The organism is Wujia sp. (assembly GCF_056872695.1).
The window spans coordinates 173,454-199,658 of the sequence record NZ_DBMFCD010000003.1; the positions used below are offsets into that span (position 1 = coordinate 173,454).

Here is a 26,205-nt window from a genome sequence, read left to right on the forward strand (position 1 = left end):
CAATAAGCATCCAGACCTTTGTATTATAATTTCACTTACGTACTTTCTTACTCTATTATCCCTTCCGCTCCACATATCTGGCGATTGTCGCCTTCACTTTTCCGATATCGAGTGGTTTCAATATATGCTCGTTCATACCGGCATTTTTCCGGATTCTGAAATAACAGATACGTAATCCGTACATATTTATTCCATACTGAATAGTAAACATTTGCCTCAAGCTTTGTCAACGCTTCCAACAGGATATTTTGTTGCATGTTATTACACAGAATCTTTAACCTCTATTCGAATAACTACTACTTTTTCATTACAACAGTTTCTCAATCTTCTTTATTAACGCCGCCAAATTGATCGTTAACCTGCCATCATACAGACCGACCGGGATATCCGCATCAATTCCATAAATCACAGGGAAGATTTCTTTGTTAAACTCATACACCATAATGCGCTTCTGGTATGGGTCCACAATCCAGTATTCCTTCACACCGGCATCCATGTATTTGGAAAGTTTCTTTCCATAGTCGCGAAGCCGGGTGGATTTTGAGATTACCTCCAGCACAAAGTCCGGCGCACCATATATACAACGCACCTTCATCCGGTCAATGTCGCACAAAATGACGACGTCCGGCTGCAGCATCGTCTTATCATCACAGTCAAGCTGTACGTCAACCGGAGAAATAAATGGCATGCATGGTCCATCATGCTCCAAAATATAATTCGATATCTGCCTGTAAACCTCTCCTGCGATCAACTGGTGAATCGTCGAAGGTGCCGCCATATCATAGATACAACCGTCAATCAACTCTACCCGGCGATCCTCCGGCAGCGCATAATAATCCTCCAGCGTATACTGTCCCTGAACCTTTGCCGCGTATGCTGTTCCGGAATCCTCTACCATATCCGCATACAGGTAATCACGGTCGCCATTTTCAAAGATACGTGCCAATGCCTCAAGCGTATCATAGCGCGGCGATTTCGTTTCGCCCGTAAATATCTTCTGCACGGTTCCAAGCGGAACCCCCGACATCTGCGACATCATGTTATACGTGTATCCATGTTCCCGCTTCTTTTCTTTCATTTCTTCGATTGTCATATGCATCGCTCCTTTGAAAAATTCTTTCATTACCGATACCTTTATATTTAGTATAATACTCTTCTATGTATAAATCAACCGTTTTTTACCCGTTTTATATCCAAATATTTGATTTTTTATTCTATGTTACATCCGTTAAGTATCCGTTTTTATTCAGTTAAGAACTCGTTTCTACTAAAAATGCAACTTATAATTGACATTTTTTCTCAGATAGTGATAGTTTAATAATCGATAAATGGACATACTACAGAAAAATGGTGAAAAATATGAATGAGAACATAAAATCTGCCAATCCGCTTGGCACACAAAAAGAATCAAAATTACTTGTAAAATTCGCAATTCCATGCATCATTTCGATGCTGGTAACTGCTCTTTATAACATTGTCGACCAGATCTTCATCGGGCAGGGTATCGGAATCAACGGAAATGCAGCGACAAATATTACATTTCCACTCTCGACAACATGTACGGCAATTTCCCTGTTGCTCGGAATCGGAAGTGCGACCAATGTCTCCCTGAAGCTTGGCGCAAAAGAGGATGAAGAAGCTGCCAATTACGCAGGATGTGGTATCTGCTTAATGACGATCTTCGGACTTGCATTATTCACATTTACCTCCATCCTGCTTACACCGATGCTCAACTTCTTCGGTGCAACAGCAGAAGTCCTGCCGTATGCACAGGAATATACGCGTATCGTTGCGATCGGATTCCCATTTCTGATTGCCAACACGGGTATGAGCAAGCTGATCCTTGCCGACGGAAGCCCGCGTTATTCGATGATATCCATGCTGATCGGTGCCATTGTAAATACGATCCTTGACCCAATCTTCATCTTTAAATTAGACATGGGAATGCGTGGGGCCGCACTTGCAACGATTCTTGGACAGATCGTATCATTCAGCATCAGCTTACGCTACATGTTCCATTTCAAGACCATCCGGTTGCGCAGACGGTGTTTTAGAATCCGCGGAAATTATTTTGCCAACATTATGCGCTTCGGTGCCAGTGCATGCTTCAACCAGATTGCTATGACCGTCGTACAAATCGTGATGAACAACGTCCTGTCGCGTTACGGCGCATCATCCGTCTATGGAAGTAATATTCCGCTTGCCTGTGCCGGTATTATCACGAAGGTTAACATGATCTTCATGTCCTTTGTCATCGGTATCTCACAGGGCATCCAGCCGGTCATCGGATTTAATTACGGCGCAAAGAAATACAACCGCGTGAAGAAAACATATCTTCTGGCACTTGCTACCGCTACCTTCCTGTCGCTGATTGCATTTGCATGCTTCCAGCTTTTCCCAAGACAGATCATCCGTGTCTTCGGAGAAGGCAGCGAGCTTTACTATCAGTTCTCCGAGCGGTATTTCCGGATTTATATGTTCTTCACTTTGATTAACGGCATCCAGCCTGTAACTGCGAATTTCTTCAATTCCATCGGCAAATCGCAGCTTGGTATCTTCATGTCGCTGACGAGGCAGATTCTCTTCCTGCTGCCGCTCATCGTGATCTTCCCGATCTTCATGGGAATCGATGGTGTCATGTATGCAGGTCCGATTGCAGATATCGCAGCCGCTGTGGTCTGTGGTGTGTTTACGATCAAGGAATTGCGCGAGCTATCACGGCTGAATTCGCAACAACAAAATGTATAAGAATCGGTTGTCGTTCCGCATTACCAAACATATATTTATTCCATATTAAACAAGCCGTGCACAAGGTATTTCTACAACCTATGCACGGCTTGTTTTTATAAGCGAGAGGACTCCCTCATGACAAAAAATCTTCCCTTATTTCTATTTTGTGATTCGGTCGATCTTCTCGCGTTCTTCCTGCGTAAATGTCATATTCGCGAGCATACCGATATTGTCTAAGATCTGGGAAGGTCTTGATGCACCGATCAGTACACTTGTAATATCATTATCACGCAGAATCCATGCAAGTGCCATCTCTGCCAATGTCTGACCACGGTTTTCTGCAATCACATTCAGTGCACGAACCTTTGCAATCGTCTCCTCATTGATGGCTGTCTCCTGCAGGAATCTGCCATCGGTACGGATACGGCTGTCCTCCGGAATACCATTTAAGTAACGGTTTGTAAGCAATCCCTGTGCCAATGGACAGAATGTGATGATACCGATGCCGTTTGCGACTGCGTAATCTTTCAGTCCATCCTCTTCCATCTCACGGTCAAACATATTGTACCGTCTCTGGTTGATGATAAATGGTGTTTTCATCTCCTTGAAAAGCTTTGCAATCTCGATTGTCTGCTCTTTATTGTAATTGGAGATTCCGACATACAATGCTTTTCCGCTCCGGACAATACCATCAAGTGCGCAGGCAGTCTCTTCGAGCGGGGTATTCGGATCCGGTCTGTGGTGATAGAAGATATCCACATAGTCAAGTCCCATCCGCTTCAGGCTCTGATCGAGACTTGCCACCAGATATTTCTTGCTGCCCCAGTCGCCGTAAGGGCCCGGCCACATCGTATATCCAGCCTTCGTAGAGATAATCATCTCGTCCCGGTATGGACGCAGGCTCTTGTCTAAAATCTTGCCGAAGTTTTCCTCAGCAGCTCCATCATATGGGCCATAATTATTCGCCAGATCGAAATGCGTAATACCGTTATCAAAGGCTGTCTCACACATATCCATCATCGTGTCAAAATTTCCGTTCGAACCAAAGTTGTGCCAAAGTCCAAGTGATACCGCTGGAAGCTTCAAGCCACTTGCACCACAGTAATTGTACTTCATATTGTCATATCTTGTTTCTTTTGCAATATACATGTTGTACCCTCCTTATACTCCGCAAACTGCCTTTTTATCTCTGATGGAAGCAATATAATACACGATTCACAGCAGACGCGCTCTCGCTCACTTCCGCATGTAGCGGTACTAAATTCGTGACTTTGTCACTCATTAAGTGCCGACATGCTCCAATGGTCTGCTTTAGAATTGTGTATTATATTGCTTCCCAATCTACACAATGCGCAGTTTGCTCATCTATAATGGTTATTATAAACAAAAGGAAAATCGAAAAGAATATAATTTCTTACGATTTTCCTTGAATTTTTTGCTTGTACAACTACCTGAAAATTCTTATTTCCAGGCAGCTCCTTACTTCTTCAAATATTTCTTCAGATACTGCCCCGTATAACTCTTCTTGCACTTGGCAATCTCTTCCGGCGTTCCGGTTGCAACAACCGTTCCACCGCCTTCGCCGCCTTCCGGACCGATATCAATGATATAATCGGCGGTTTTGATAACATCCAAGTTGTGCTCAATGACTACGACCGTATTTCCGCCCTCACACAAACGGCGCAGGATATCGACCAGACGATGTACATCCGCGAAATGAAGTCCCGTTGTCGGCTCATCTAAGACATAGATGGTTCTGCCTGTGCTACGGCGGGAAAGCTCTGTTGCAAGCTTGATTCGCTGTGCTTCTCCACCGGACAATGTTGTCGATGGCTGACCAAGCTTGATATAGCCAAGTCCAACCTCCTGCAGGGTTGATATCTTACGCAGAACAGATGGCACATGTGCAAAGAACTCGCACGCTTCATCGACTGTCATATCAAGTACATCGTAAATGCTCTTGCCCTTGTACTTAACTTCCAACGTCTCCCGGTTGTACCGCTTTCCATGACAGACCTCACATGGCACATATACATCTGCTAAAAAATGCATCTCAATCTTGATGATACCATCTCCACGGCACGCCTCACAACGACCACCTGCAACATTGAAGGAGAATCTACCCTTCGTGTAGCCCATTGCCTTTGCATCCTTCGTGTTCGCGAACAGATCACGGATCAGATCAAAGACACCTGTGTAAGTCGCCGGGTTCGAACGCGGACTTCTCCCTATCGGCGACTGGTCGATGTTGATAATTTTATCCAACTGATCCAGTCCTGTGATATCGTCATGCTTACCCGGTTTTACCTTCGCCCGGTTCAGCGTTCTCGCCAGGTGCTTATATAAGATCTCATTGACAAGTGAACTCTTTCCGGAACCGGATACACCTGTCACACAGGTCATCACACCAAGTGGGAACTTCACATCTATATTCTTCAAATTGTTCTGTCTGGCACCAAGTACCTCGATATATCCGGTTGGCGTTCTCCGTTCTTCCGGTACCGGAATCTTGATTCTGCCGCTTAAGTAGGCTCCCGTGATAGATTCCGGACATTGCATGATCTCCTCTGCAGTTCCCTGTGCCACAACTTCACCACCGTTTGCACCTGCACCCGGTCCAATATCGATAACATGATCTGCTGCAAGCATCGTATCCTCATCATGCTCTACGACAAGTAGGGTATTTCCCAGGTCACGCAGACGCTTCAATGCTGCGATTAACTTATCATTGTCACGCTGATGCAGTCCGATACTTGGCTCATCCAGAATGTACGCAACTCCAACCAGACCGGAACCGATCTGCGTCGCCAGACGGATACGCTGTGCTTCTCCACCAGACAGGGTTCCTGTTGCACGAGACAGTGTCAGGTAATCCAGACCAACATTGATCATGAATCCAAGTCTCGCCTGAATCTCCTTTAATACTTGTGCACCGATTATCTTCTGCCGGTCGGTAAGCTCTAACTTCGAGATAAAATCATGCAGGGCTACCACAGAGAGATCTGTGACATCCGCAATGTTCTTTCCACCGATCGTAACTGCCAGAGACTCCGGTTTTAATCTCTTACCATGGCACACCTCACACGGTGTCACGGTCATGTATGTCTCATAATCCTGCTTGATTGATTCCGCAGTTGTCTCTCTGTACCGGCGTTGCAGATTCCGGAGCAGTCCTTCGTAGTTTGCATAAAAAGCATCTTTCCCATTATAAGCACTCTTATAGTGCACATATATTTTCTCGCCCTCAGTTCCGTACAGGATTACATGCTTTGCCTCTTCCGGCAGATCCTTAAATGGTACATCCAACGAGAATTTGTATTCCTCCGCAAGTGCTTCGAGACATGCATGGGCGTAACTCTTCTTATCTCCACTGGACTGCCAGCCCGGTACGGCGATTGCCCCTTGATTCAAAGTCAGACTGTCATCCGGGATAATCAGGTCAATATCAAATTCCGTCTTAAACCCAAGTCCGGTACAGCAAGGGCATGCGCCAAACGGATTGTTGAATGAGAAACTTCGCGGTTCGATCTCCTCGATGCTGATGCCACAATCCGGGCAGGAAAAACTATCAGAAAATAACATCGTTTCTCCGCCGATGACATCAACCTTCACCAAGCCTTCTGCCAGCTTCAGGACAGTCTCGATGGAATCGGTCAGACGGCTTTCAATGCCCTCTTTGACTGCAAGCCGGTCCACAACAATATCGATATTATGCTTCTTGTTCTTATCAAGTTTGATCTCCTCTGACAGATCATACATACTATCATCCACGATCACACGCACATATCCGCTTTTCTTCGCCTGCTGCAGCAGCTTGACATGCTCCCCCTTCCGTCCGCGCACAACAGGCGCGAGCAACTGGAATTTCGTACCCGCAGGTAGCTCCATAATCTCATCGACCATCTGATCGACTGTCTGTCTGGCAATCTCTTTGCCACATTTCGGGCAATGCGGGATACCGATACGCGCATACAGCAGACGCAGATAATCGTAAATCTCAGTCACCGTTCCAACCGTGGAACGTGGGTTCCGGTTCGTTGATTTCTGATCGATGGAAATGGACGGAGAAAGACCTTCAATCGAGTCAATATCCGGCTTGTCCGCAAGTCCTAAGAACTGCCGTGCATAGGACGACAGAGACTCCATGTATTTCCGCTGTCCTTCCGCATAGATCGTATCAAAAGCAAGAGAGGACTTACCGGAACCGGAAAGTCCTGTCAATACTACAAACTGATCACGCGGAATCTTAATGTCAATGTTCTTTAAATTATGCTCTCTTGCACCTTTGATGGTGATATACTTATGTTCACTCATGACGTCTGTTTCCGCTTACTCCTTTGTCTAGCTGAATTTCTTGATCTTATCCATATACTTATCTGTATATTTCTTGACGTTATCTTTCACCATGTCCTCTAAATCTGACATGCTGATCTTCTCCTTCTTGTCAAGGACAAAAAGTGCACACACCGCACCTGCAAGGAAGATTGTGATTGTTCCAAGCATGCACATCTTCTTTCTTCTCTTCTTTTTCTTCATCTGCTGTACAAATTTTTCTTCCTCTTCTAAGCAGATTGCATCCTCCTCATCTAAGATTTCCGCAACCTCTTCCATCGCAATTCCTTTTCTTCTTGAGATCTCCTCAATCAATTCATCTCTTTCCATCGCAAGCTCCTCCTTATTCATTTTATTTACTACCATATATTTGTGAAACATGTTGTGATTTGTGTGTATCTGTCTATATCAGATTCTAATAATATAAATATGTTTGGAACTTAGAAGTTCTTGATGTTCTGTTCTTACTCAGCAATGTTTGAACACGATGTTCAAACAAGCCGCCACTGAGCCATGGATGGCGAATTGGCGGCGGTTGCGTTCATTGCCAATTCATTCATCAGAACATCTAGTACTTCTTAGTTTCAATACATCATATATCATTAGAATCTGATATAGACATTTATACACGCAAATCACATACGTTTTACTATTACCCATAGTATAACTAAAATAATTGTAAACTAATCATCATAATCACGCAAGGCAATCTTTAATTCTTTCAACTCATCCCGAAGTACTGCTGCCTCCTCGAAGTTAAGCTCCATCGCCGCCTTGTTCATCTTCTTTGTCAGACGTGCAATCTCGGCGTTCAATTCCTTCTTCGTCATAGATTCCGGATCCTTCTCACGCTCCTTCTTCGTAGTCACGCTCTCACCGGTATCCAGGCTGATCAGATCCCGGATGTCCTTCTTGATGCTCTGCGGCGTAATGCCATGTTCCTTGTTATAAGCGTCCTGAATCTTCCGCCTGCGGTTCGTCTCGTCGATCGCATGTCGCATCGAATCCGTGACCGTATCGGCATACATGATCACATGTCCGTCCACGTTACGCGCAGCCCGTCCAATCGTCTGTACAAGCGAAGTCTCCGAACGTAAGAAACCTTCTTTATCCGCATCCAGGATTGCAACAAGTGTAATCTCCGGAATATCGAGTCCCTCACGGAGCAGGTTAATTCCGACCAGCACGTCAAATACGCCCATTCGAAGATCACGCACGATCTCCAGACGTTCCAGTGTATCAATATCGGAATGCAGATATTTGACCTTGATATCTAGCTGCTTCATATAGTCGGTCAGATCCTCTGCCATACGCTTTGTCAGTGTCGTAACAAGGATCTTATTGCCCTTTGCGACCTCTTTATTCACTTCTGATACGAGATCATCCACCTGCCCCTCCACCGGACGTACCTCAACCTCCGGATCTAACAATCCGGTTGGCCGAATGATCTGCTCGACACGATTTTCCTCATGTTCCTTCTCATAATCGGAAGGAGTCGCCGATACATATAAGATCTTATCAATCTTGGATTCGAACTCCTGAAAATTCAGTGGACGGTTATCAAGTGCCGATGGCAGACGGAATCCATAATCCACCAACGTTGTCTTACGAGACCGGTCACCCGCATACATACCGCGCACCTGTGGCAATGTGATATGCGACTCATCCACAATAATCAGATAATCGCCATCAAAGAAGTTCAGCAGTGTATTCGGTGTGGCGCCCGGTTTCATGCCAGCCAGTATCCGGGAATAATTCTCGATGCCGGAGCAAAAACCTGTCTCCTGCAGCATCTCCATATCGAACTCTGTCCGTTCGCGGATACGCTGTGCTTCTAACAGCTTGTCATTCTCCTTAAAATATGCTACCTGCTGCTTTAGTTCCTCTTCAATCTCCACGATTGCATGCTTCATCTTCTCCGGTGCAACAACATAATGGGATGCCGGGAAGATACATGCAAAAGAAAGCGCGCGCTTGATCTCGCCGGTCAGCGGATCAAACTCCACGATCCGGTCGATCTCATCACCAAAAAACTCGATCCGGATTCCATCTTCGAATGTTGAGACCGGAAGGATATCTACGATATCACCCTTCACACGAAAAGTTCCACGCGTGAAATCCATCTCATTCCGTGTGTACTGAATATCAATCAACTGACGAATCAGTTCATCCCGGTCTTTCTCCATGCCTGGTCGGAGTGAGAGCATCATGTTCTTATATTCTTCCGGATCACCCAGACCATAAATACACGATACGGAGGATACAACTACAACATCCTTTCGCTCAATCAAAGCAGATGTCGCACTGTGCCGCATCTTATCAATCTCGTCGTTGATGGCTGAATCCTTCGCAATGTACGTGTCCGTCGATGGCACATACGCCTCCGGCTGGTAATAATCGTAATAAGACACAAAATACTCAACCGCATTGTGTGGAAAAAACGCCTTAAACTCACTGTAAAGCTGTGCTGCCAATGTCTTGTTGTGGGATATAATAATCGTCGGTTTATTTAATTTGGCGATGACATTCGCCATCGTAAATGTCTTTCCGGAACCTGTGACACCGAGCAGTGTCTGGCACTTCTTCCCTTCCTGAAAGCCCTTCACCAGTCCTTCGATCGCCTCCGGCTGATCTCCGGTCGGTGCATATTCCGATACTAATTCAAAATGATCCATACTTGTCTCCAGCTTCTGATACAAAAGTATCTTATCTCTTATCCTTATTATGCATCTCAGTTATATCAATATCTGCGGTTCGCACATTCCTGAATCTATTCCTTACAGGGTCGAGACCTCATTTGCTAACTATTTTACCACATCTTTTTTTATTTGTATAGAACAAACGTTCTTTTTGTGAGATACAACAAAATCTTCTTCATAGTCTTATCGTATCATCCGGATATATTACATTTCCGGTAAAAAATAACGGGAATGTCTTGCACTCCCGTTATCCTCTGCGTTTTCAATTCTATTTATTCATTACACTTCGTAATCCATACACATGCGCACATCTGTATATGGACGCACATACGTATTTGCAACCTCTACATGTGCCGGGTGCTTCTGGTATCCCTTCAGCATTTCTTCATTCTCCAGCGTTGTATCCAGCATTACCTCTGCATTCGAAGACGCAAGTGGATGAATTCTTACCTGTACTTCGAGAAGTCCCGGAACTTTTCCAACCAGACCTTCAAGATGTTCTTTCATATCTGCAAGAATCTTTGCCTTTTTCTCTGCATCTGTTTCCTTCAATGTCCATAATATAATATGCTTTACCATAGTTTGTCTCCTTCCATATGCACAATTTGTTGTTTTAGAGATATCACAGGATTCCTTCACTGTCAATATTATTTTAATCCGTTTTTTTCTCATTTCAATTCTTAAATTATTATATACATTTTTTCTTTTTACAATGATTGCATAAGAGATCAACCCTTGAACACGGAGATTGCAATGCGCGAAAAAAACAACCAGCCTTTATCAGAGTATGAAAAAAAACTTATAAAATTTTACATACAATGTCTCATAAGCGAAGGCAGTAAAATACTAATCTACTTTTTCTTTTTCCATGCACTCGGATTGACTCTCCCCTATCTTGCTGCACTGGCATTTCTGGCAATATTCAGAGTATCCGGGGGCGGTCTGCACTTTAAAAATTATATTACCTGCCTTATTGTCAGCTTTCTGTTTCTGGGTTCCGCTGTTTTTCTGCGGAACTGCTATCCAGAGCCTGTCTTTCTCAGATATGCAGCCATATGGATCTGTACAATTCTATGTTGCATACTTGTTCCGATTCAGGCACCTACCAGACCAGACGCAACAAGCTTACTGATTCAAAAATCAAAACGCCGGACGCTATGCTGTTGTATGCTTCTGCTTGTTTTAATCATAATATTTCCGTCCAACCCTTATATCAACATCGGATATTGGACGCTTATGATTCACACAGTCCAGCTTATGATTGCCAGAAGTCTTATCCTAATCCACCGGAGGTGATAATATGTTTATTTTACACGGGTTCCTTGATTGGTTAAAAAATTTTCCAAGCATAATCTTCACGGGAGAGCCTGATTTTCCCAAGGAATAAGTAATTCCAGAAAAAAGTAATTTTCCTGTTCAATACGTTTATTCCCAACTACAATTTTCCCATTGCAGTTGTTTATGATCTTTTGAACACTATGCAGACCGATTCCCCGATTTTTTCCTTTTGTACTGTATCCATATTCAAACATCTTTTCAATCTCTTCGTAAGTGATATACTCTGTCGGATTCAATACGCTTACAGCGATGCCGTCTCCTTTTTCAATCATGGAAAATAATAGCTTATCCTGTCCGGTCAATATGTTATTTTCATATGCATTATCCAACAAAATTCCAACTATCCGGATCAACTCTTTCAACGAAAGAACGGTATCCGTATTCTGTATATGTACCGTATATTCCGTTTGGACTCCTTCTGCCTCAAACGCTCTGATCTTGCTGTACAAAAAGCCAGCCAGCAATGAATTTCCGCATCCTGTCACCAACGATATGTACATGCTATCCTCTCTAAACAGATCTTGTGCCTGATCAGGAATTGCATCGTCCGCTGCCGCACATGCAAATTTAATCGCCTGAATCTCATTTTTATAATCGTGTTGCACCATGCGGACCTGTTGCAACAAATCCTCATAGTCTCTTTGATATTCCGAAAATTCTTCATTCTCAGAATCTCGTTTTATTTTATGTTTATTCTGATATAGTGTCTGAACAAACCGTGCAGCCAAAAGAATCACGGACAAACCAAAAATCAAAAATGCGAATATGTCACTGTCTGTATCCGTTTTTACATACAACACAATCAAATTAACAAGTATCGTCACAAACAACAGCCCTTTATCAATTCTCTCTACCGCTATTTTTCCGTAAATACATATGCGGCAGTAAAAAATAAACATAAGAATTGACATTCCTGCGTTAATCGTAATATACACAACCAGCGGGTCCGACGCGGTTTCATACCATGTATTTAACTCTGCACGCAGAATTGTTTCCAGTACCGCAATCACTGCCATCGCGAGTGCCATCTTTATAATTGTATCTGGAAGTTTTTCACGAAACCGGATAATTGCATAAAGAAAAAATAAAATATGTACTACATAAGTAAGAAGGGGTATCTGCGTAAGATAAGCAGTATATAATATGAAAATTGACAAAAAGAACAAACCAAATACTTCCAAACACCATACAATTCTTCTGCCAAAAACAATATGTACCGCAAGAAGAATCGATATAAATTCTAATAAGTAAATCACAAAATTAACCATGTTCGAATTCTTCTTTAAACCTCCTGAGCATAATCGGACCAATCTCCAATATCTCACTTCGTGTATTCAAATGGATCATCCGATTTGTATAATCTACCGATGCGACATAATCACGATTTACAATCACAAAACGACTACACGGAAGAAATCTTGCAGAATCCAATTCCCGAAGCATTTCCTCCATTGATCTGTATGGAAAATGAAAATCATCCCGAATCGTATGGATCACCATTCCTTTCCGCGCAATCTCAATAAACACGATTTCCGGAATTGAAACTGAGTATATCAGTCCATGATTCCTCAAATACAGAGTATCCTTCTCTTCCATAACCGGAGACTGAAGCGCACTTTTTACCAGTGAATAAAGCTTCTCCTTATCATATGGCTTTTCAAGATATCCATAACAATGCAATTCACTATATGCATATAATTTAGGATCCTCCAACGATGTCAAAATAATAACTGGTGTAAATGCATATTTAGAAATATTACGAATCGTCTGAATGAAAGACATTCCCGAAACATCCCCCGGAACAGATGTTTTCAATATGATATCAACCAAAAACACATGGATACGATGCTGACTTGCTATTACAATCGCCTCTTCAAAAGTAAACGCCTTGAAAATTTTCACATTCACGTCCATATTCTGTAATAATTTACAGGCTTGTTCCATATGCAAAGATTTATCTTCAACAACTAATATGTTCTTCTCCATGTCATTTTCCTGTTTTCAACAAATCCAGTATATCCTTTAAATTTGTTTGCACAAACTCTATATTCCCTACCTGAAACGCCTTTTTCTTGGTCTGTGTAAAGTACAGCATCAGCTGAAGCATAATCGAGAATTTATCCTCTTCAGAGCAGCGTTCCAATTGGTTCCATACAGCCTGTGTATCTTTCATATCTCCAAAAATAATATAATCAACCGGAAATCCAAGCTTATACAACATCAGAATAATATCCAGAGATAAACCATTTTCACCACTTTCAATCTTCTTATAACCAGAACAGGATATCTCCAAATCAGCCGCAAATGCCTCCTGTGTATATTGACATTTTTCACGAACCTCTTTCAACCTATTTGCAATTGCTATTTTTTCAGATTTACTGGCCATCGTATATCTCCTGTTTGTATTATTCCCATGTTTTTGATTATACTTAGTTTTCCAAAAGCAAAACAGCCATTGAAAAGGAACCTTTTATACCTTTTTAATGGCTGTTTCATGAATTTTACTTATTTTGGAGATTATAAATTGCACTTATTACCTGTTCAATCTGTATTAGATCCTCCTGTGAAAAACGATTCAGCATGTACTCTATTTTCGAATCCTGCATATCCCATGCTTCCAATCCCAGCATGGAATCCGCATTTACACGCAACATCCTGCAAATCCTATATAAAATCTCACAGGAAAATCCTTTCTTTCCTGTTTCTATCTCGTAGAGAAATTTTGAGGAAATATCGATCATTTCCGCTAATTTTTCCCTTGTCAGATGACTTCGTTCCCGTTCTCTTTGAATCCTGCTTCCTATCTGTTCATAAAAGTGCTTATCTTTCATCCAGCAGCCGTCCTTACCTGTCTTCTTCCATTGTTTTTCCCAATCATATCATGCTCTGGACTAAGATTGCATCTTCGACATCTAACGTTGTTTTTTTCGTCTCAAACAAGCCATAATTCCCAATGTAATACCTATCAGCAATACAACAATCAGACATCCAATCGCTAAATAAAATATGGCATTTCCCATAAATACAAATCCTTCCACAAAAATTAATAGTAATTTTTGCATATTTCTTTCTCACATAAAACCAGCTATAATTCCTGATCATATACTTTTAGGTATAAAAAATCCCTGTTTGATGATCAAACAGGGATTTTATCTGTTATTCTATTGTCTATCTTATTCTTTATATCGTAAAACTACGGCAGAAATTGGACCAACTGTAATCTTTAATTTATTATTTGCAACCACGTATTCCGCCTCGTCCATCTGGTAGTCACTCTCATTGGTTGTGATACACGTCTTCATAACTGCCCCATCCTGAACGCCCAGTCTGCGCACATGCAGATTCAGTTCGTGCGGTTCATAATCATTGTTCAAAATCACAACCACAGCCTCACCCGGAAGGAAACGTCCATAACTGACAACCTTATATGTGCCATGCAGAAACATAACCGAGCCTTTCATCAACGCTTCGCTGCTCTTGTGTACCTTGATAATATCCCGGTGAAACTGAATCAGCTCCTGATCCTCTCTGCCCCACGGATATCCCCTTCGGTTATCCGGATCGGTCCAACCACAGAGTCCTGCTTCATCACCATAATAAATCGTCGGAGCACCGGGCCATGTCATCTGGAATACAACTGCCTCCCGGAATACACCTTTGTTTATATTTTCCCCAGCCGCTTCCGGTCCCATTGTATGGATACGTCCAACACGACGATTCGTACGTGTCAGGAATCGGGAATGATCATGGTTTGACAGCTCATTCATCGCAATTTCCAGAGAATTCTGGTTAAACCGCGACATATGATGCCTCAATGCACCCGTAAATGCATCCGGATTTCCAAGCAGATCGCCCCGGAACTCATCACTATGTTTTTCCACGCCGGTCAGGAACCACGTGATTGGCTCCATAAACGCATCGTAGTTCATTACCGTATCCCACTGATCGCCTAAAAGCCATGCCTTAGGATCGCCATAATGCTCTGCAAGGATCAGAGCATCTGGGTTTGCTTTCTTGACTCTTGTCCGGAAATCACGCCAGAAACGATGGTTAAATTCCTCTGTATAACCAAGATCGGCAGCCACGTCCAGACGCCAGCCATCCACGTTGTACGGTGGAGAAACCCATTTCTCACCGATACGCATAATATATTCATATAGCTTCTCGGATTCTTCGTAATTTAATTTGGGAAGGGTATCATGTCCCCACCATCCATTATAAGTACCATTATATGGCCACTGCCATGGATCCTGGAACTTAAAAAAGCTCCTGTAAGGACTCTGGTAATCAACATAGGCACCCTTTTCATAGCCCTCCTGATTCTCATAAATACATTCACGGTCCAGCCATTTATTGAAGGAACCGCAATGGTTAAATACACCATCTAAGATCACACGCATGCCACGCTTGTGAATCTCCTCCACGAGCTGTGCAAACAATTCATTGCTGGCTTCTAAGTTTGCCTTATCCGTCACGCGCATAATATATTTGCTGGCTTCCTTATTTATCTTGCATCCCTCTGGCAGACACTCCCCGCCATCCTTGACAATCTTGCCAAAATGTGGATCTACATAATCATAATCCTGAATATCATATTTATGATTGGATGGCGAAACAAAAATCGGATTCAGATAAATAACATCGACACCCAGCCCCTGCAAATAGTCCATTTTATCCATAACGCCCTGCAAATCTCCACCATAGAAGCTGCGGACGTCCATACTATCCGGATACTTAAACCAGTCTGTGACTTTACGTGTGCCTTCGCCAATATAACAGTATTCATTGTCCTCTACGTCATTGCTTGGATCTCCATTATAGAAACGATCCACAAAGATCTGGTAGAATACAGCGCCTCTTGCCCATTTCGGTACGGAGAATCCTGGCGCAATCTGGAAATTATAATCCGGATTCAGATCCTTCTGTGTGCCAAGCTTGTTATAATAACAGGTAACATTTCCAGCAAGCACCATATAATAATAATCAATATCATCCGTTACCTCGGAAATTGTATATGCATAATAATCAAACAACTCGTCGCTGCTTTCCACCTGCATAGCACAACGCTCCCCATTATAAACCAGATAGACCGCATCTACATTATTTCTTCCCGTACGGAATCGTAACGTCACCGAATCTCCAATCTTCAATTCTGCCGGATGCCGGTAGCTGTCTGTTCCATCCGCAAATAATGCACCAAAATTTAATGCTGTCTTCGTATTATATACATACTGTAATACTTTGAGAGCCTGTCTCTGATTCTCCACCATCAAGAGTATCCTCCCTAATTCTTTTTAGACCATTATCTATTATTTTAATACAGGACAGGAATTTACACAATAAAAAAATAAAAATAGAAAGGGAAAAGGACAGCCAACGATCGGCTGTCCTTTTCGGAGAAGGTATTTTGTTACTTTGGGGTGTAGCAAAAAACTATATAATGTATTGGGGGGTTACAAGTATTATTATACATAGAAACCCTGAAAAGTCTGCCCAAACATTCATTTTTTTTTTATTTTTTTTGTGCAAATTCTCTTGAATCATGTCATAAAAAATCGTTTTTTGGTCCGTTTTTGTGTATTATGCACAATTTCAAGGTTTCTATCACTACAATTTACACAATTGTTTAAAGATTCAAACCGGTTGTATCCAGACCATCTGCATGATTCATCAGCGGATCTACCTCAAAAAGTGCTTCAAATTCTGCACGATTAATACGTTCTTTCTCCAGCAAAGCTGCTGCACACCGATGCAATACATCAATATGGCTCTCAATGATAAGCTTTGCTTCCTGATAACATTCGTCCATGATCCGGCGTACTTCCTTGTCGATCAATGCAGCGACCTTCTCACTGTAATTTCTCGCATGTCCAAGATCTCTGCCAAGGAATACCTCTTCCTCACTGTTGACCTCGTAGTTGATCAGTCCGACTTTCTCAGACATTCCATACTTGACAACCATCGCCTGTGCAGTCTGGGTTGCCTGCTTGATATCCGCAGAAGCGCCTGTCGTGATATCTCCGAAAATCAGTTCTTCCGCGATTCGTCCGCCGAAGCTGACCATAATATCCTGCTGCATATGCTTCTTCGTCATAAACACATTATCATTCTCCGGCAATGGCATCGTATATCCGCCGGCACCACGTCCGTTCGGAATAATGGAAACCAGATGCACTGGTCCAACCTCACTCAGCAGGTGGAATAAAATCGCGTGACCACTCTCGTGGTAAGCTGTAATCCTCCGCTCCTTCTCTGGCACAAGACGGCTCTTCTTCTCTCCGCCAATTCCAATCTTGACAAAGCACTTGTCAACATCTTCTTTCTTAATAAACTGACGGTTCTGCTTGGCCGCACAGATTGCGGCTTCATTCATCAGGTTCTCCAGATCTGCACCCGCAAATCCAGCAGTTGTTCTTGCAATCTCATGCAAATCTACGTCATCGGACAATGGCTTGTTTCTGACATGGACACGCAGAATCTCCTCACGTCCCTTGACATCCGGTCTGCCAACCATGACCTTACGATCAAAACGTCCCGGTCTTAAGATAGCTGGATCCAGAATATCAACGCGGTTTGTCGCTGCAAGCACAATAATACCCTCATTTGTACCAAATCCATCCATCTCGACAAGCATCTGGTTCAGTGTCTGCTCACGTTCATCATGACCACCGCCAAGACCAGAACCACGCTTTCTGGCAACCGCATCAATCTCATCGATAAACACGATACATGGTGCATTCTTCTTCGCATCCTCAAACAGATCACGCACACGGCTCGCACCGACACCGACGAACATCTCAACGAAATCCGAACCGGAAATTGAGAAGAATGGTACACCGGCTTCTCCTGCCACTGCCTTAGCAAGAAGTGTCTTACCGGTTCCCGGAGGTCCCTCTAACAAAACACCCTTCGGAATACGCGCACCCAATGTATTATATTTCTTCGGATTGCGCAGGAAGTCCACGATCTCCGCCATATCCTCTTTTTCCTCTTCCAGACCGGCTACATCCTTAAATGTATACTTCTGGTCGTTCTCGTTCGACATATGCGCCCGGCTTTTGCCAAAATTCATCATCTTGCCGCCACCGGCGCCACCGCCGCCACCAGCACCAGACATATTCGCCATAAAAATCATAACAACGACCAGCAACACCACAATAAGCACAACTGTCGGCAGCCATGTCCAGATATTACTCTGGCCACTGACATCATGCAATTCCAGGCGGATATTTCCACTGCCCTTACTCATGATAATCTGTTGTACCTTATTGACATCCGATACATAGAATTCTTTTTCCTCGTTTGTCTGCCGATATGTGATGTATACCGTTCCTGTTGGTATCTCCTTATTCTGATAGATTTCTACGGAACCTATCAGATCCTCGGATACTTCTGCCTGAAAATCGACGATCGTATAACCGGCATCTGTCTTTGAACTTTTGTTCATGTACCAAATAATGCCACAAAACATTGCAAAGAACAGAATCAGGTAGATTCCGAGTCCTTTCTTTAATCCTTTCATGCTCTGCTCCCTTCTGGATAAATTTATGTATTACTCAGAAATCACTCCGATATATGGAAGATTTCTGTATTTCTGTGCACAATCAAGACCATATCCTACTACAAAACGGTCCGGGATCACAAATCCGGTGATATCCGGCTCCAAATCTACAACCCGGCGGTCCGGCTTATCCAACAGTGTTACCACCTTAAAACTTGCCGGCTTACGTTCTTTCAATATATTGATCAGATAAGAAAGTGTACGGCCGGAATCCATGATATCCTCGATCAATACCACATCTCTTCCCTCGATACTCTCATCCAGATCCTTGATCATCTTTACAACGCCAGAGGACTTTGTATCATTTCCATAACTGGAAACAGACATGAAATCCATCGTCACCGGTACAGTAAGGCGCTTGGCAAGCTCACACATAAAGAACACGCTTCCCTTTAAAACACCGATAATATGAATCGTCTTTCCTTCATATTCCTTGCTCAACTGCTGTGCAATCTCTGCAATTCTTGCCTCGACAGCTGCCTCATCAATCATAACGTCAATCTTTTGTTCCATCCTGATCTCCTTTACCTTCATATTGTATTTTCAAAACTTTATTCGTCTGTTCATCCACATGATACGCAGGAGAAAAACGAAGTCCGACAACCCACACGATTTCATGTCCGCATGCGATAACCGGCCAGTCCGCCCGTTTTGTACGATCTACTTTCGCATCAATAAATACGCGGGACAATTTTTTTGTTTTTCCGTCTGTATCAATCACGATGTAATCTCCGTCTTCCGGTGTCCGGACACACAAAGTACCTTTTATTTTAGCATAATCAATAAATTTCGTATAGGCTTTTTTCGGAATCGGAGCTGTAAATATAAAATCCTCGATGGATACGGAAAGTGTTCCCTGTTCCGGAACTTCATAATCACCCTCCCGGGCAATTGTAAACCGGTAATCATTCATCGTCTGCACCTTATCCGATACAATCAGTTCTCCATAATTTCTTCTCGCATGAATTCCATACGGCAGCTGCACACTGCTTCCGGAATCCTGATAAATAAGTGCTGCAACCGCCTGGATATGCCGCCTTGTAATATCTTTCTTACACAGAGCAACCTGCCCGATTGCTTCCCAGACAATATGCTCCTGCAGCACAGGCCCAACCTTATATAATTCCGCGACTGACAATGTCACTGTTCTGCCAAAAGCATCCTCTTTTTCCATCGAATCACACTGTTCGAGTGCCTGTGCATGAATATATTCATAGCTTTGCGCCGCATCCTGTGCCAACTGGCAGATATGCTCCACCACCCGGCCGTTCAGCTCTTTCATAACCGGCAATATACTATGCCGGATCTTATTACGCGCATAAGTAAGTTCTGTGTTTGTTGAGTCCTGGCAAAAGTCCTGTCCGCAGTCTGCCAGATACGCTTCTATTTCCATCCGCGATACACCAAGCAGCGGACGGATGATATTCCCCCGGCTTGCTGCGATTCCTGCTAGTCCGTTTAATCCGCTGCCACGCATCATATGGAACAGTACCGTCTCCGCGACATCATCCTGATTGTGTGCAACTGCAATCTTATCGAATTTCAGCTGCATTACCAGTTCTTCCATACACTGATAACGATACTCCCGTCCTGCTTCTTCCACTGACAACCCAAGCTTCTTTGCATACGCCGGAATATCCTTCTGATACTCCTGATACAAGAATCCAAGCCTCTCACACAGCGTCTTCGTAAATACCGCATCACGATCTGCCTCTGCACCGCGGATTCCATGATGTACATGTACCACGACAATTCCCTGTGAAGGAATCTGCAAAACCGGCATAAGTGCCTTTAACACGCAAAGAAGGCAAACCGAATCCGCACCACCGGACACACCAACCACCAGCCGGTTACCCGGTTCAATCAATGCATGACTCTGTATATAATTATAAACCTTTTGTTCAAATAAATTCATGAATTCTCCGTTGCATGTCAGTTTTTTCCATGCTTATATTAGCACAAACATCATCATTCGTATAGCAATTCACAGATTTTTTACAACCTTACATACTACAATTGTTGCATCATCCTTTAACCTTCTTCCACAAACGCTTCGTATTTCCCGTACCATTGTATCCACTACAGATTCTGGGGTCTCATCCTCCAGCTCCGAAAGCAGTGTATTCATATAATCATCCTTGTTTTCAAATAAAATGCTGTCCAGCACGCCATCACTTACCATGACGATCAGATCTCCCGCATAGTACTTCTTGCTGCTGCATTCACACCCGGCATCCTCTATCACCCCAACCGGAAGCGATGTGGATTTGATACATTCCATCCACGTTCCGCGTCGGATATACGTCGTTGCAGCACCATATTTCACCAGATGTCCTACCCCTGTATACAGATCCAGAAGCAGCATATCCAGCGTTGTAAAATGTTCTCCTTTATTTTTTTCCGCCAGATATGCATTGACCAGACGCACTGCCATCTCCTGTTCAAATCCGGTTGCCACCAGTTCTTCAACTGCCGATAACAGTTCCTCACTGTCCCTTGCCGCCTGCACACCATTTCCCATTCCATCTGCGATCATCAAAAGAGCCTGTCCGTTCTTAAGATTTCCAATATAGAAATTATCGCCCGATATGACATCTTCCTGGCAGGAAAGCCGTCTGGCGGCCGTCTGTAACTGAAATGCAGGTCGTTGATTCAGGATTACCAGGTCGTAATTTCGGCCCACTATCTGGCGGCTGTCCTCGCCGATCTCAAATGGAATCCCGGTCTCTTTACTGGCTATCTTGCGCACTGCTTCAGCGCCAACCAGCCTGCCACGTCCCACCCGGGCATCTGCATAAAGCTGATATCTGCCATTTTGCGCCTTTAACAAAGTCAGTGACTTTACATGGACTCCCATACGTCCAAGTTCAGACACGATTGCCATCTCCGCATCCTTACGCATTGCAACCGGGCTATCCAGCTGTTTTGTAAATGTCTCCAGCATTGTACCAATCTGCGAGAAGCCAATCCGCTGTCCTTCCGTTCCAGCAAATGTATAATCAATCCGTTTTAATGCATCCGAGAATTTCCGCACACGGGAAAGCGTAAGCCTGCCCCACTCTGCCCCTTCGAGTTCTCCGGAGCCACCCTGTTCCCGTATCTGCACAAACAATCGGCCCGGCAGAAATGCCAGAACAAAAACTGCGGTTACGATTGCCTTAATGCCGCCCTCTGAAAGCATCTGCGGAAATATAAAATAGCCAAGCAGGCAATCACAGGCTGCAAAAATCACAAGACTGCCATACCGTCCCATATGTAACACTTCCGTCAGACCATTTACCAGCACCGCCAGAAATACCCACGCGGCAAGCATCTGCATATCCTCTGTCCGAAGTGCATAGATGGCTCCTGAGATTGCAGCCCATGACACACCTGCGGAAAAGCCAAACCGGTAAGATATATAGAAAATGGTAAACAGACTGACACTTGCCAGCACTTCAACCTCATCGGCAATCTGAATCGGCATCCCGGCAAAAATTGTCGTTGCCAGAATGAGGATTGCAAGCATCGTCTGCGTATCAGCCAGAAAATGCAGCCTGTCCTCCATGATATTGTGATAAGAAAAACAATATGCAAGCATAAAAGAAAAAACAAGCACCCCTTCTGCACATGCGCTGGGAATGCCGATGGCATCCGTAAGCCAGACAGCCGCTCCTATTTGCAGGATAACCGTCTCCAGTCCCACAAGCACAGACAGTAAAAAAGAACGCGGATACAACAACTGCAATTTTCTGACACGCACAAGCACTGCAGCAACCACCCAGATCAACGGATAGATCATCTGACCCTGTATCTCAAAGCCCCCCTCTTCGAAAAACGCACTGAGCAATCCAAGTAACAGCATCCACGGACTTCTTCCGCAGGCACTGCCCGCGCCAATAATCGCGATTCCAAATGGTGCCGTTCCAAGCAGGCTGCAATGTCCCACGCAATATGCAGTCAGAAAATCTGTGATACCAGAATAAATCTTTGCCATCTTCATTCTCTCAATCCCCTCTACCAGATGGTTATTGTCTATTACAAATTTGCCATACAAGTTTATATAATTCTTCCGGTGCTGTATGTCTAACAGTGACAGTTAACTGACAGAATTTATAGACATTTTTACGCAAAAAAGCTCCCGACCCGTGTCGGAAGCTTCTTATTTCTTCTTGTGTCAATCCTGTTATCTTTATTCTGAAGGACGGATTACCAGCTCATCTGGATGTACCAGACCAAGCTTGTCTTTTGCAACATCCTCTATATACTCATTTGTCTGCATATATTTTTCCTGTGCATCGAGATCTGCCTGTTCCTGCTTTGCCTCCTGCACCTTTAACTCCATCGTCTTTTCTGTCTCAGCCAGCTGTTTACTCTTCGTATGCAGGCTTGTTGCACGTACAACGGAAGTCACACATACAAATATAACCGCAACGATAACTAAAAACGTAATGACCGGCGACTGACGATATCGAACTGATTTTCTTGCACTGTTTTTTGCCATTTCCATACCCACTTTTCATACCTAAAGATATTTACATTTTACCCTTATTATCGCTATTTTTCAACATTTTCTTATGCTTTTTCGTGGATTTTTTTATCTTGTACAAGATGTTGTTTATATTTTTTAATAGAGTACAACTTATAGTATAGTGAAACAAAACAACACCAAATAAAATGCCGATTGCCATATACCAGTGCAGAACGCCATCTCCATAAGTATGGATTCCGTCCAGCGTAATGTATGTCCACACCAGCCAGAAACAGACATCTTCCATCGCTATTAAAATTGAATTATGAGATACTATGCGTCGAAAGATACGCAAAAGATCATACGACAGTGTGAGGGCGATTCCCATGGCAACGCTCATCAGAAACATGGCACCCTGTCGTATTAAAATATCCATCAATTATCGAAACAGCCGTTTGGCGATTGCCGCGGCTTTCTTCTTTCCCTTTTTATCGGAATACAGCATTCCCTGTATCGTACCGGTCAACTGGAGTTCACCCTTCTCCATATCCAGCTTCTCTGCATGCAGATTCTGCCCTTTTATAGCCAGATGCTCTGCCGTCGTTTCCACCTCCACCAGCTCCGGTTCCATGGATATCACCTTTTCCAGTCCGGTGAGGCTCATATGTGCGCGTTGCGTGAGATGTATCATATGACTTTCCATGTATGCTCCTGCACACTTGTTATAGCTTATATATATGCTGCACGCACATCACTTATGAATCAGAGATATTCAAACATCTCTTTTGCATCTTCTTTTTTCGTAGAATCCGCAATCATTGTGACTTTAACCTTGACCGATTTATTTCCAAATGATATCTCAATCACATCGCCAACCTTTACATCATAAGATGCCTTTACCACCTTATCATTTACCATTACTCTGCCCGCATCACACGCATCGTTTGCCACAGTCCGGCGCTTGATCAGACGGGACACCTTTAAATATTTATCCAGACGCATACTATATCCTCCCTGTTATTGTACAACCATTACCTTTTTATATGAAAAAGCTGCCGCAATGTGCGACAGCTTTTCACTCTTTATCGAAATTCTATTCGTAAGAATCAGATTAGTTTAAAGAATCCTTTAAAGCCTTACCAGCCTTGAACTTAGGTGTCTTAGAAGCAGCAATCTTCATTGTCTCGCCTGTTCTTGGGTTACGTCCCTCACGAGCAGGTCTCTCAGCTACTTCGAATGTACCAAAGCCAACCAACTGAATCTTCTCACCATTCTTTAACTCTTCTGCTACTGTCTCTGTGAAAGCCTTAAGTGCCTTCTCAGCTTCTGTCTTCTTAAGTCCAGCCTTCTCAGCCATCTTTGCAACTAATTCATTCTTGTTCATCGAAATTTCCTCCTATAAATAAAACGATGTTTCCTGACCACATCCCCCGCGGTCGAATCTTATTTTATCAGCACTTTCGAAAAATGCCCTACGCATATTTATACCTTGTTGCCCTTTGTTTGTCAAGGAAAAAAGCCAAGTTTTTGGCACTTTTTGGGAATTTCGATGTCATTTTTAACCTTCCATCTGCTTCCCGAGAAAATTTGCCGCTATCGCTGCTGCTTTTACCTCAGATTCGCCTATTTGCTTGCTTCCTTCACGACTGAGCAGAATTACCGCACCAATCGCATCACCTTCACAGATAATCGTCTGTACGATTTCTCCTTCATACTCATTGTCACCATGCCCAAGAATCCGGATAAATTTCTTTTCTCCTTTTCTGGCAAGGATTGCCTCCCGGTCATTGATGGCATCCTCCAGTTCCTGATGCAGGGCTTTACCGAGCAGATCTCGTTTGGGGATTCCCGCTACTGCGATAATCTGATCCCGGTCACAGACGCAGACGCCACAACCAAGACTTGCCGCTATCGCCTCTACATATTCCTGGGCAAATGCAGAAAGCTCTCCGATTGGAGAATATTTTTTTAGCACGATTTCTCCATCTTTATCTGTAAATATTTCCAGCGGGTCGCCTTCCCGGATCCGTAATATCCGTCGTATTTCCTTTGGAACGACAATTCTGCCAAGCTCGTCGATCCGTCTGACAATTCCTGTTGCTTTCATTTGATTATTTCCTCCTGTTCTCCTGACATACTTTCCATTTTTGTACTGTATGGGTAGTATGTGGAAAATTGAAAGAAATATTCGATACTTATTTAAACAAGTCAATAAACTTCTATAGTATCCTTCATGCCGCCAAATGCTGTCTTGGGATTTAATCCATATTTCTCTATAATCTGTCTTGTTGTTCCATCTTCCCGCATCTCATTCAACGCCTGTGCCAACTTTCCAATCGCTTCATCCGTGCTGTCTTTTGAAAATGCAACTCCCAGTTCTGAATTATATAAGCTCTCATCCAAAATCCGGTAATTCTCCGGGTCAGTTTCTACAAATGTGCGTAGTGCGCTCTCATGCCCGGCAATTGCATCCACATACCCTTTCCGAAGACTCGCATAAATCTCATCCATCGAGGAAAAACTGAATAAACCACCCACCTGCGGTGTCGATGGATTGTTCTGATTTAAAAACTCCCGTTCCGGTTTGCTCGTTGCCTGCACAGACACACGTTTGCCTTCCAAATCTGACAATTGATAGATGTCACTGTCTGTTCGTACCACAACAACCTGCCGGCTGTTCAGATATGGACCTACCCATGTGTATTCATCCTCGCGGCCAGTCATCGTAAAGCTGCCCCACAGACAATCCACGCTGCCTTCCTTCAGATATTCGTCCTTATCCTCCCACACAATCTGGGTGAATACAGGTTCGTATCCAATACGACGGCACGCCTCCTGTGCAAGCTCAACATCTACACCTGCAAACTCACCATCCTCATTGATATAATTAAACGGTTCATAACTGTCGCTGCCAATCACTAACTGCGGCAGATCTGACAGTTGCTGTGTATCCTCCGTCACAGTTGTCCCACAGCCTGTAAGCAGCAGACAACCTGCTATACACGCAGCCATGAGCTGACGAATCTTCTGCACTCTCATCAATTCTCCCCCCTATTGTTCTCCCCACAATATCTTCGTATGCATCGCAATCATCG

General features: G+C 43.6%; 25 protein-coding genes. 2 read left to right on the plus strand and 23 right to left on the minus strand.

Translation table 11 applies throughout. The features are described from left to right. Window positions 1–55: 55 nt before the first annotated feature. Window positions 56–184, minus strand: a complete 129-nt coding sequence (locus tag ACZQK9_RS04855; protein WP_279217384.1) for a hypothetical protein — start codon at window positions 182–184, stop codon at window positions 56–58. 123 nt (window positions 185–307) lie between these two features. Next, window positions 308–1,093, minus strand: coding sequence for a Uma2 family endonuclease (locus ACZQK9_RS04860; RefSeq protein ID WP_483269819.1), 786 nt, complete (start codon window positions 1,091–1,093; stop codon window positions 308–310). Between the two features lie 266 nt (window positions 1,094–1,359). Here ACZQK9_RS04860 and ACZQK9_RS04865 point away from each other — a divergent pair, with 266 nt between their 5' ends. Then, a complete protein-coding gene (locus ACZQK9_RS04865) occupies window positions 1,360–2,748 on the plus strand; it encodes an MATE family efflux transporter (protein ID WP_483269820.1) in 1,389 nt (462 codons plus the stop codon). 141 nt (window positions 2,749–2,889) lie between these two features. On the opposite strand, the gene ACZQK9_RS04870 is transcribed toward ACZQK9_RS04865, so the two are convergent. From ACZQK9_RS04870 to ACZQK9_RS04890, 5 genes are all read right to left on the minus strand, one after another. Beyond that, window positions 2,890–3,879 carry an aldo/keto reductase gene (locus ACZQK9_RS04870; protein ID WP_483269821.1) on the minus strand — a complete coding sequence of 330 codons (990 nt, stop codon included), beginning with the start codon at window positions 3,877–3,879 and terminating at the stop codon, window positions 2,890–2,892. Between the two features lie 330 nt (window positions 3,880–4,209). After that, window positions 4,210–7,044, minus strand: a complete 2,835-nt coding sequence (gene uvrA, locus ACZQK9_RS04875; protein ID WP_483269822.1) for an excinuclease ABC subunit UvrA — start codon at window positions 7,042–7,044, stop codon at window positions 4,210–4,212. A gap of 27 nt (window positions 7,045–7,071) precedes the next feature. Beyond that, window positions 7,072–7,392 carry a hypothetical protein gene (locus ACZQK9_RS04880; protein WP_118374354.1) on the minus strand — a complete coding sequence of 107 codons (321 nt, stop codon included), beginning with the start codon at window positions 7,390–7,392 and terminating at the stop codon, window positions 7,072–7,074. 353 nt (window positions 7,393–7,745) lie between these two features. After that, the gene (uvrB, locus tag ACZQK9_RS04885) at window positions 7,746–9,737 is read right to left on the minus strand and encodes an excinuclease ABC subunit UvrB (RefSeq protein WP_216508160.1); all 1,992 of its coding nucleotides are present in this window, start codon (window positions 9,735–9,737) and stop codon (window positions 7,746–7,748) included. A gap of 303 nt (window positions 9,738–10,040) precedes the next feature. After that, window positions 10,041–10,340, minus strand: coding sequence for a Dabb family protein (locus ACZQK9_RS04890; protein WP_178018066.1), 300 nt, complete (start codon window positions 10,338–10,340; stop codon window positions 10,041–10,043). A gap of 174 nt (window positions 10,341–10,514) precedes the next feature. On the opposite strand from ACZQK9_RS04890, the gene ACZQK9_RS04895 reads away from it, so the two are divergent. Beyond that, the gene (locus ACZQK9_RS04895; RefSeq protein ID WP_483269858.1) at window positions 10,515–11,057 is read left to right on the plus strand and encodes an accessory gene regulator B family protein; all 543 of its coding nucleotides are present in this window, start codon (window positions 10,515–10,517) and stop codon (window positions 11,055–11,057) included. A gap of 59 nt (window positions 11,058–11,116) precedes the next feature. Here the strand turns inward: ACZQK9_RS04895 and ACZQK9_RS04900 are convergent, their stop codons facing one another. From ACZQK9_RS04900 to ACZQK9_RS04975, 16 genes are all read right to left on the minus strand, one after another. After that, window positions 11,117–12,115, minus strand: a complete 999-nt coding sequence (locus ACZQK9_RS04900) for a sensor histidine kinase (RefSeq protein WP_483269823.1) — start codon at window positions 12,113–12,115, stop codon at window positions 11,117–11,119. A 244-nt stretch (window positions 12,116–12,359) separates the two neighbouring features. After that, entirely contained in the window at window positions 12,360–13,085 is a 726-nt protein-coding gene (locus tag ACZQK9_RS04905) for a LytR/AlgR family response regulator transcription factor (RefSeq protein ID WP_178018071.1), read from the minus strand. 1 nt (window position 13,086) lies between these two features. After that, window positions 13,087–13,485: a helix-turn-helix transcriptional regulator gene (locus ACZQK9_RS04910; RefSeq protein WP_178018073.1), complete on the minus strand. Its 399-nt coding sequence runs from the start codon at window positions 13,483–13,485 to the stop codon at window positions 13,087–13,089. Window positions 13,486–13,600: 115 nt separating this feature from the next. Beyond that, a complete protein-coding gene (locus tag ACZQK9_RS04915; protein ID WP_178018075.1) occupies window positions 13,601–13,930 on the minus strand; it encodes a helix-turn-helix domain-containing protein in 330 nt (109 codons plus the stop codon). A 342-nt stretch (window positions 13,931–14,272) separates the two neighbouring features. After that, window positions 14,273–16,369: a glycoside hydrolase family 13 protein gene (locus ACZQK9_RS04920; protein ID WP_483269824.1), complete on the minus strand. Its 2,097-nt coding sequence runs from the start codon at window positions 16,367–16,369 to the stop codon at window positions 14,273–14,275. Window positions 16,370–16,725: 356 nt separating this feature from the next. Beyond that, entirely contained in the window at window positions 16,726–18,621 is a 1,896-nt protein-coding gene (gene ftsH / locus ACZQK9_RS04925) for an ATP-dependent zinc metalloprotease FtsH (protein WP_483269825.1), read from the minus strand. A 30-nt stretch (window positions 18,622–18,651) separates the two neighbouring features. After that, window positions 18,652–19,173: a hypoxanthine phosphoribosyltransferase gene (gene hpt, locus ACZQK9_RS04930; RefSeq protein ID WP_178018078.1), complete on the minus strand. Its 522-nt coding sequence runs from the start codon at window positions 19,171–19,173 to the stop codon at window positions 18,652–18,654. Continuing rightward, on the minus strand, window positions 19,157–20,575 hold the full coding sequence (tilS, locus tag ACZQK9_RS04935; RefSeq protein ID WP_483269826.1) for a tRNA lysidine(34) synthetase TilS: 1,419 nt from the start codon (window positions 20,573–20,575) through the stop codon (window positions 19,157–19,159). Before tilS ends, hpt begins: the two co-directional genes overlap by 17 nt. Window positions 20,576–20,644: 69 nt before the next feature. Continuing rightward, complete coding sequence (locus tag ACZQK9_RS04940; protein ID WP_483269827.1) at window positions 20,645–22,642, minus strand: SpoIIE family protein phosphatase; 1,998 nt, start codon at window positions 22,640–22,642, stop codon at window positions 20,645–20,647. A 189-nt stretch (window positions 22,643–22,831) separates the two neighbouring features. After that, complete coding sequence (locus ACZQK9_RS04945; RefSeq protein WP_178018084.1) at window positions 22,832–23,143, minus strand: FtsB family cell division protein; 312 nt, start codon at window positions 23,141–23,143, stop codon at window positions 22,832–22,834. 31 nt (window positions 23,144–23,174) lie between these two features. Next, window positions 23,175–23,546 (minus strand): spore cortex biosynthesis protein YabQ, encoded by a 372-nt coding sequence (gene yabQ / locus ACZQK9_RS04950; protein WP_483269828.1) that lies wholly within the window; start codon window positions 23,544–23,546, stop codon window positions 23,175–23,177. 3 nt (window positions 23,547–23,549) lie between these two features. After that, window positions 23,550–23,813 carry a YabP/YqfC family sporulation protein gene (locus ACZQK9_RS04955; RefSeq protein WP_483269829.1) on the minus strand — a complete coding sequence of 88 codons (264 nt, stop codon included), beginning with the start codon at window positions 23,811–23,813 and terminating at the stop codon, window positions 23,550–23,552. 59 nt (window positions 23,814–23,872) lie between these two features. After that, entirely contained in the window at window positions 23,873–24,112 is a 240-nt protein-coding gene (locus ACZQK9_RS04960) for an RNA-binding S4 domain-containing protein (protein ID WP_178018089.1), read from the minus strand. Window positions 24,113–24,221: 109 nt separating this feature from the next. Further along, window positions 24,222–24,494 (minus strand): HU family DNA-binding protein, encoded by a 273-nt coding sequence (locus ACZQK9_RS04965; protein WP_177969617.1) that lies wholly within the window; start codon window positions 24,492–24,494, stop codon window positions 24,222–24,224. Between the two features lie 174 nt (window positions 24,495–24,668). Further along, window positions 24,669–25,217, minus strand: a complete 549-nt coding sequence (gene spoVT / locus ACZQK9_RS04970) for a stage V sporulation protein T (protein WP_483269830.1) — start codon at window positions 25,215–25,217, stop codon at window positions 24,669–24,671. A 101-nt stretch (window positions 25,218–25,318) separates the two neighbouring features. Continuing rightward, on the minus strand, window positions 25,319–26,149 hold the full coding sequence (locus ACZQK9_RS04975; RefSeq protein WP_483269831.1) for a substrate-binding periplasmic protein: 831 nt from the start codon (window positions 26,147–26,149) through the stop codon (window positions 25,319–25,321). Window positions 26,150–26,205: the final 56 nt, after the last annotated feature.

Excerpts from the sequence above, each read along its gene's own strand:
- ACZQK9_RS04960 (WP_178018089.1), bottom strand. The coding sequence starts at position 24,112 with ATGCGTCTGGATAAATATTTAAAGGTGTCCCGTCTGATCAAGCGCCGG.
- spoVT (WP_483269830.1), bottom strand. The coding sequence starts at position 25,217 with ATGAAAGCAACAGGAATTGTCAGACGGATCGACGAGCTTGGCAGAATT.
- ftsH (WP_483269825.1), bottom strand. The coding sequence starts at position 18,621 with ATGAAAGGATTAAAGAAAGGACTCGGAATCTACCTGATTCTGTTCTTT.
- ACZQK9_RS04900 (WP_483269823.1), bottom strand. The coding sequence starts at position 12,115 with ATGGCAGTGATTGCGGTACTGGAAACAATTCTGCGTGCAGAGTTAAAT.
- ACZQK9_RS04940 (WP_483269827.1), bottom strand. The coding sequence starts at position 22,642 with ATGAAGATGGCAAAGATTTATTCTGGTATCACAGATTTTCTGACTGCA.
- ACZQK9_RS04920 (WP_483269824.1), bottom strand. The coding sequence starts at position 16,369 with ATGGTGGAGAATCAGAGACAGGCTCTCAAAGTATTACAGTATGTATAT.
- uvrA (WP_483269822.1), bottom strand. The coding sequence starts at position 7,044 with ATGAGTGAACATAAGTATATCACCATCAAAGGTGCAAGAGAGCATAAT.
- ACZQK9_RS04860 (WP_483269819.1), bottom strand. The coding sequence starts at position 1,093 with ATGACAATCGAAGAAATGAAAGAAAAGAAGCGGGAACATGGATACACG.
- ACZQK9_RS04865 (WP_483269820.1), top strand. The coding sequence starts at position 1,360 with ATGAATGAGAACATAAAATCTGCCAATCCGCTTGGCACACAAAAAGAA.
- ACZQK9_RS04965 (WP_177969617.1), bottom strand. The coding sequence starts at position 24,494 with ATGAACAAGAATGAATTAGTTGCAAAGATGGCTGAGAAGGCTGGACTT.
- ACZQK9_RS04890 (WP_178018066.1), bottom strand. The coding sequence starts at position 10,340 with ATGGTAAAGCATATTATATTATGGACATTGAAGGAAACAGATGCAGAG.
- ACZQK9_RS04855 (WP_279217384.1), bottom strand. The coding sequence starts at position 184 with ATGTACGGATTACGTATCTGTTATTTCAGAATCCGGAAAAATGCCGGT.
- ACZQK9_RS04975 (WP_483269831.1), bottom strand. The coding sequence starts at position 26,149 with ATGAGAGTGCAGAAGATTCGTCAGCTCATGGCTGCGTGTATAGCAGGT.
- ACZQK9_RS04870 (WP_483269821.1), bottom strand. The coding sequence starts at position 3,879 with ATGTATATTGCAAAAGAAACAAGATATGACAATATGAAGTACAATTAC.
- uvrB (WP_216508160.1), bottom strand. The coding sequence starts at position 9,737 with ATGGATCATTTTGAATTAGTATCGGAATATGCACCGACCGGAGATCAG.
- ACZQK9_RS04895 (WP_483269858.1), top strand. The coding sequence starts at position 10,515 with ATGCGCGAAAAAAACAACCAGCCTTTATCAGAGTATGAAAAAAAACTT.
- ACZQK9_RS04905 (WP_178018071.1), bottom strand. The coding sequence starts at position 13,085 with ATGGAGAAGAACATATTAGTTGTTGAAGATAAATCTTTGCATATGGAA.
- ACZQK9_RS04880 (WP_118374354.1), bottom strand. The coding sequence starts at position 7,392 with ATGGAAAGAGATGAATTGATTGAGGAGATCTCAAGAAGAAAAGGAATT.
- yabQ (WP_483269828.1), bottom strand. The coding sequence starts at position 23,546 with ATGGATATTTTAATACGACAGGGTGCCATGTTTCTGATGAGCGTTGCC.
- tilS (WP_483269826.1), bottom strand. The coding sequence starts at position 20,575 with ATGAATTTATTTGAACAAAAGGTTTATAATTATATACAGAGTCATGCA.
- ACZQK9_RS04955 (WP_483269829.1), bottom strand. The coding sequence starts at position 23,813 with ATGGAAAGTCATATGATACATCTCACGCAACGCGCACATATGAGCCTC.
- ACZQK9_RS04945 (WP_178018084.1), bottom strand. The coding sequence starts at position 23,143 with ATGGCAAAAAACAGTGCAAGAAAATCAGTTCGATATCGTCAGTCGCCG.
- ACZQK9_RS04915 (WP_178018075.1), bottom strand. The coding sequence starts at position 13,930 with ATGAAAGATAAGCACTTTTATGAACAGATAGGAAGCAGGATTCAAAGA.
- ACZQK9_RS04910 (WP_178018073.1), bottom strand. The coding sequence starts at position 13,485 with ATGGCCAGTAAATCTGAAAAAATAGCAATTGCAAATAGGTTGAAAGAG.
- hpt (WP_178018078.1), bottom strand. The coding sequence starts at position 19,173 with ATGGAACAAAAGATTGACGTTATGATTGATGAGGCAGCTGTCGAGGCA.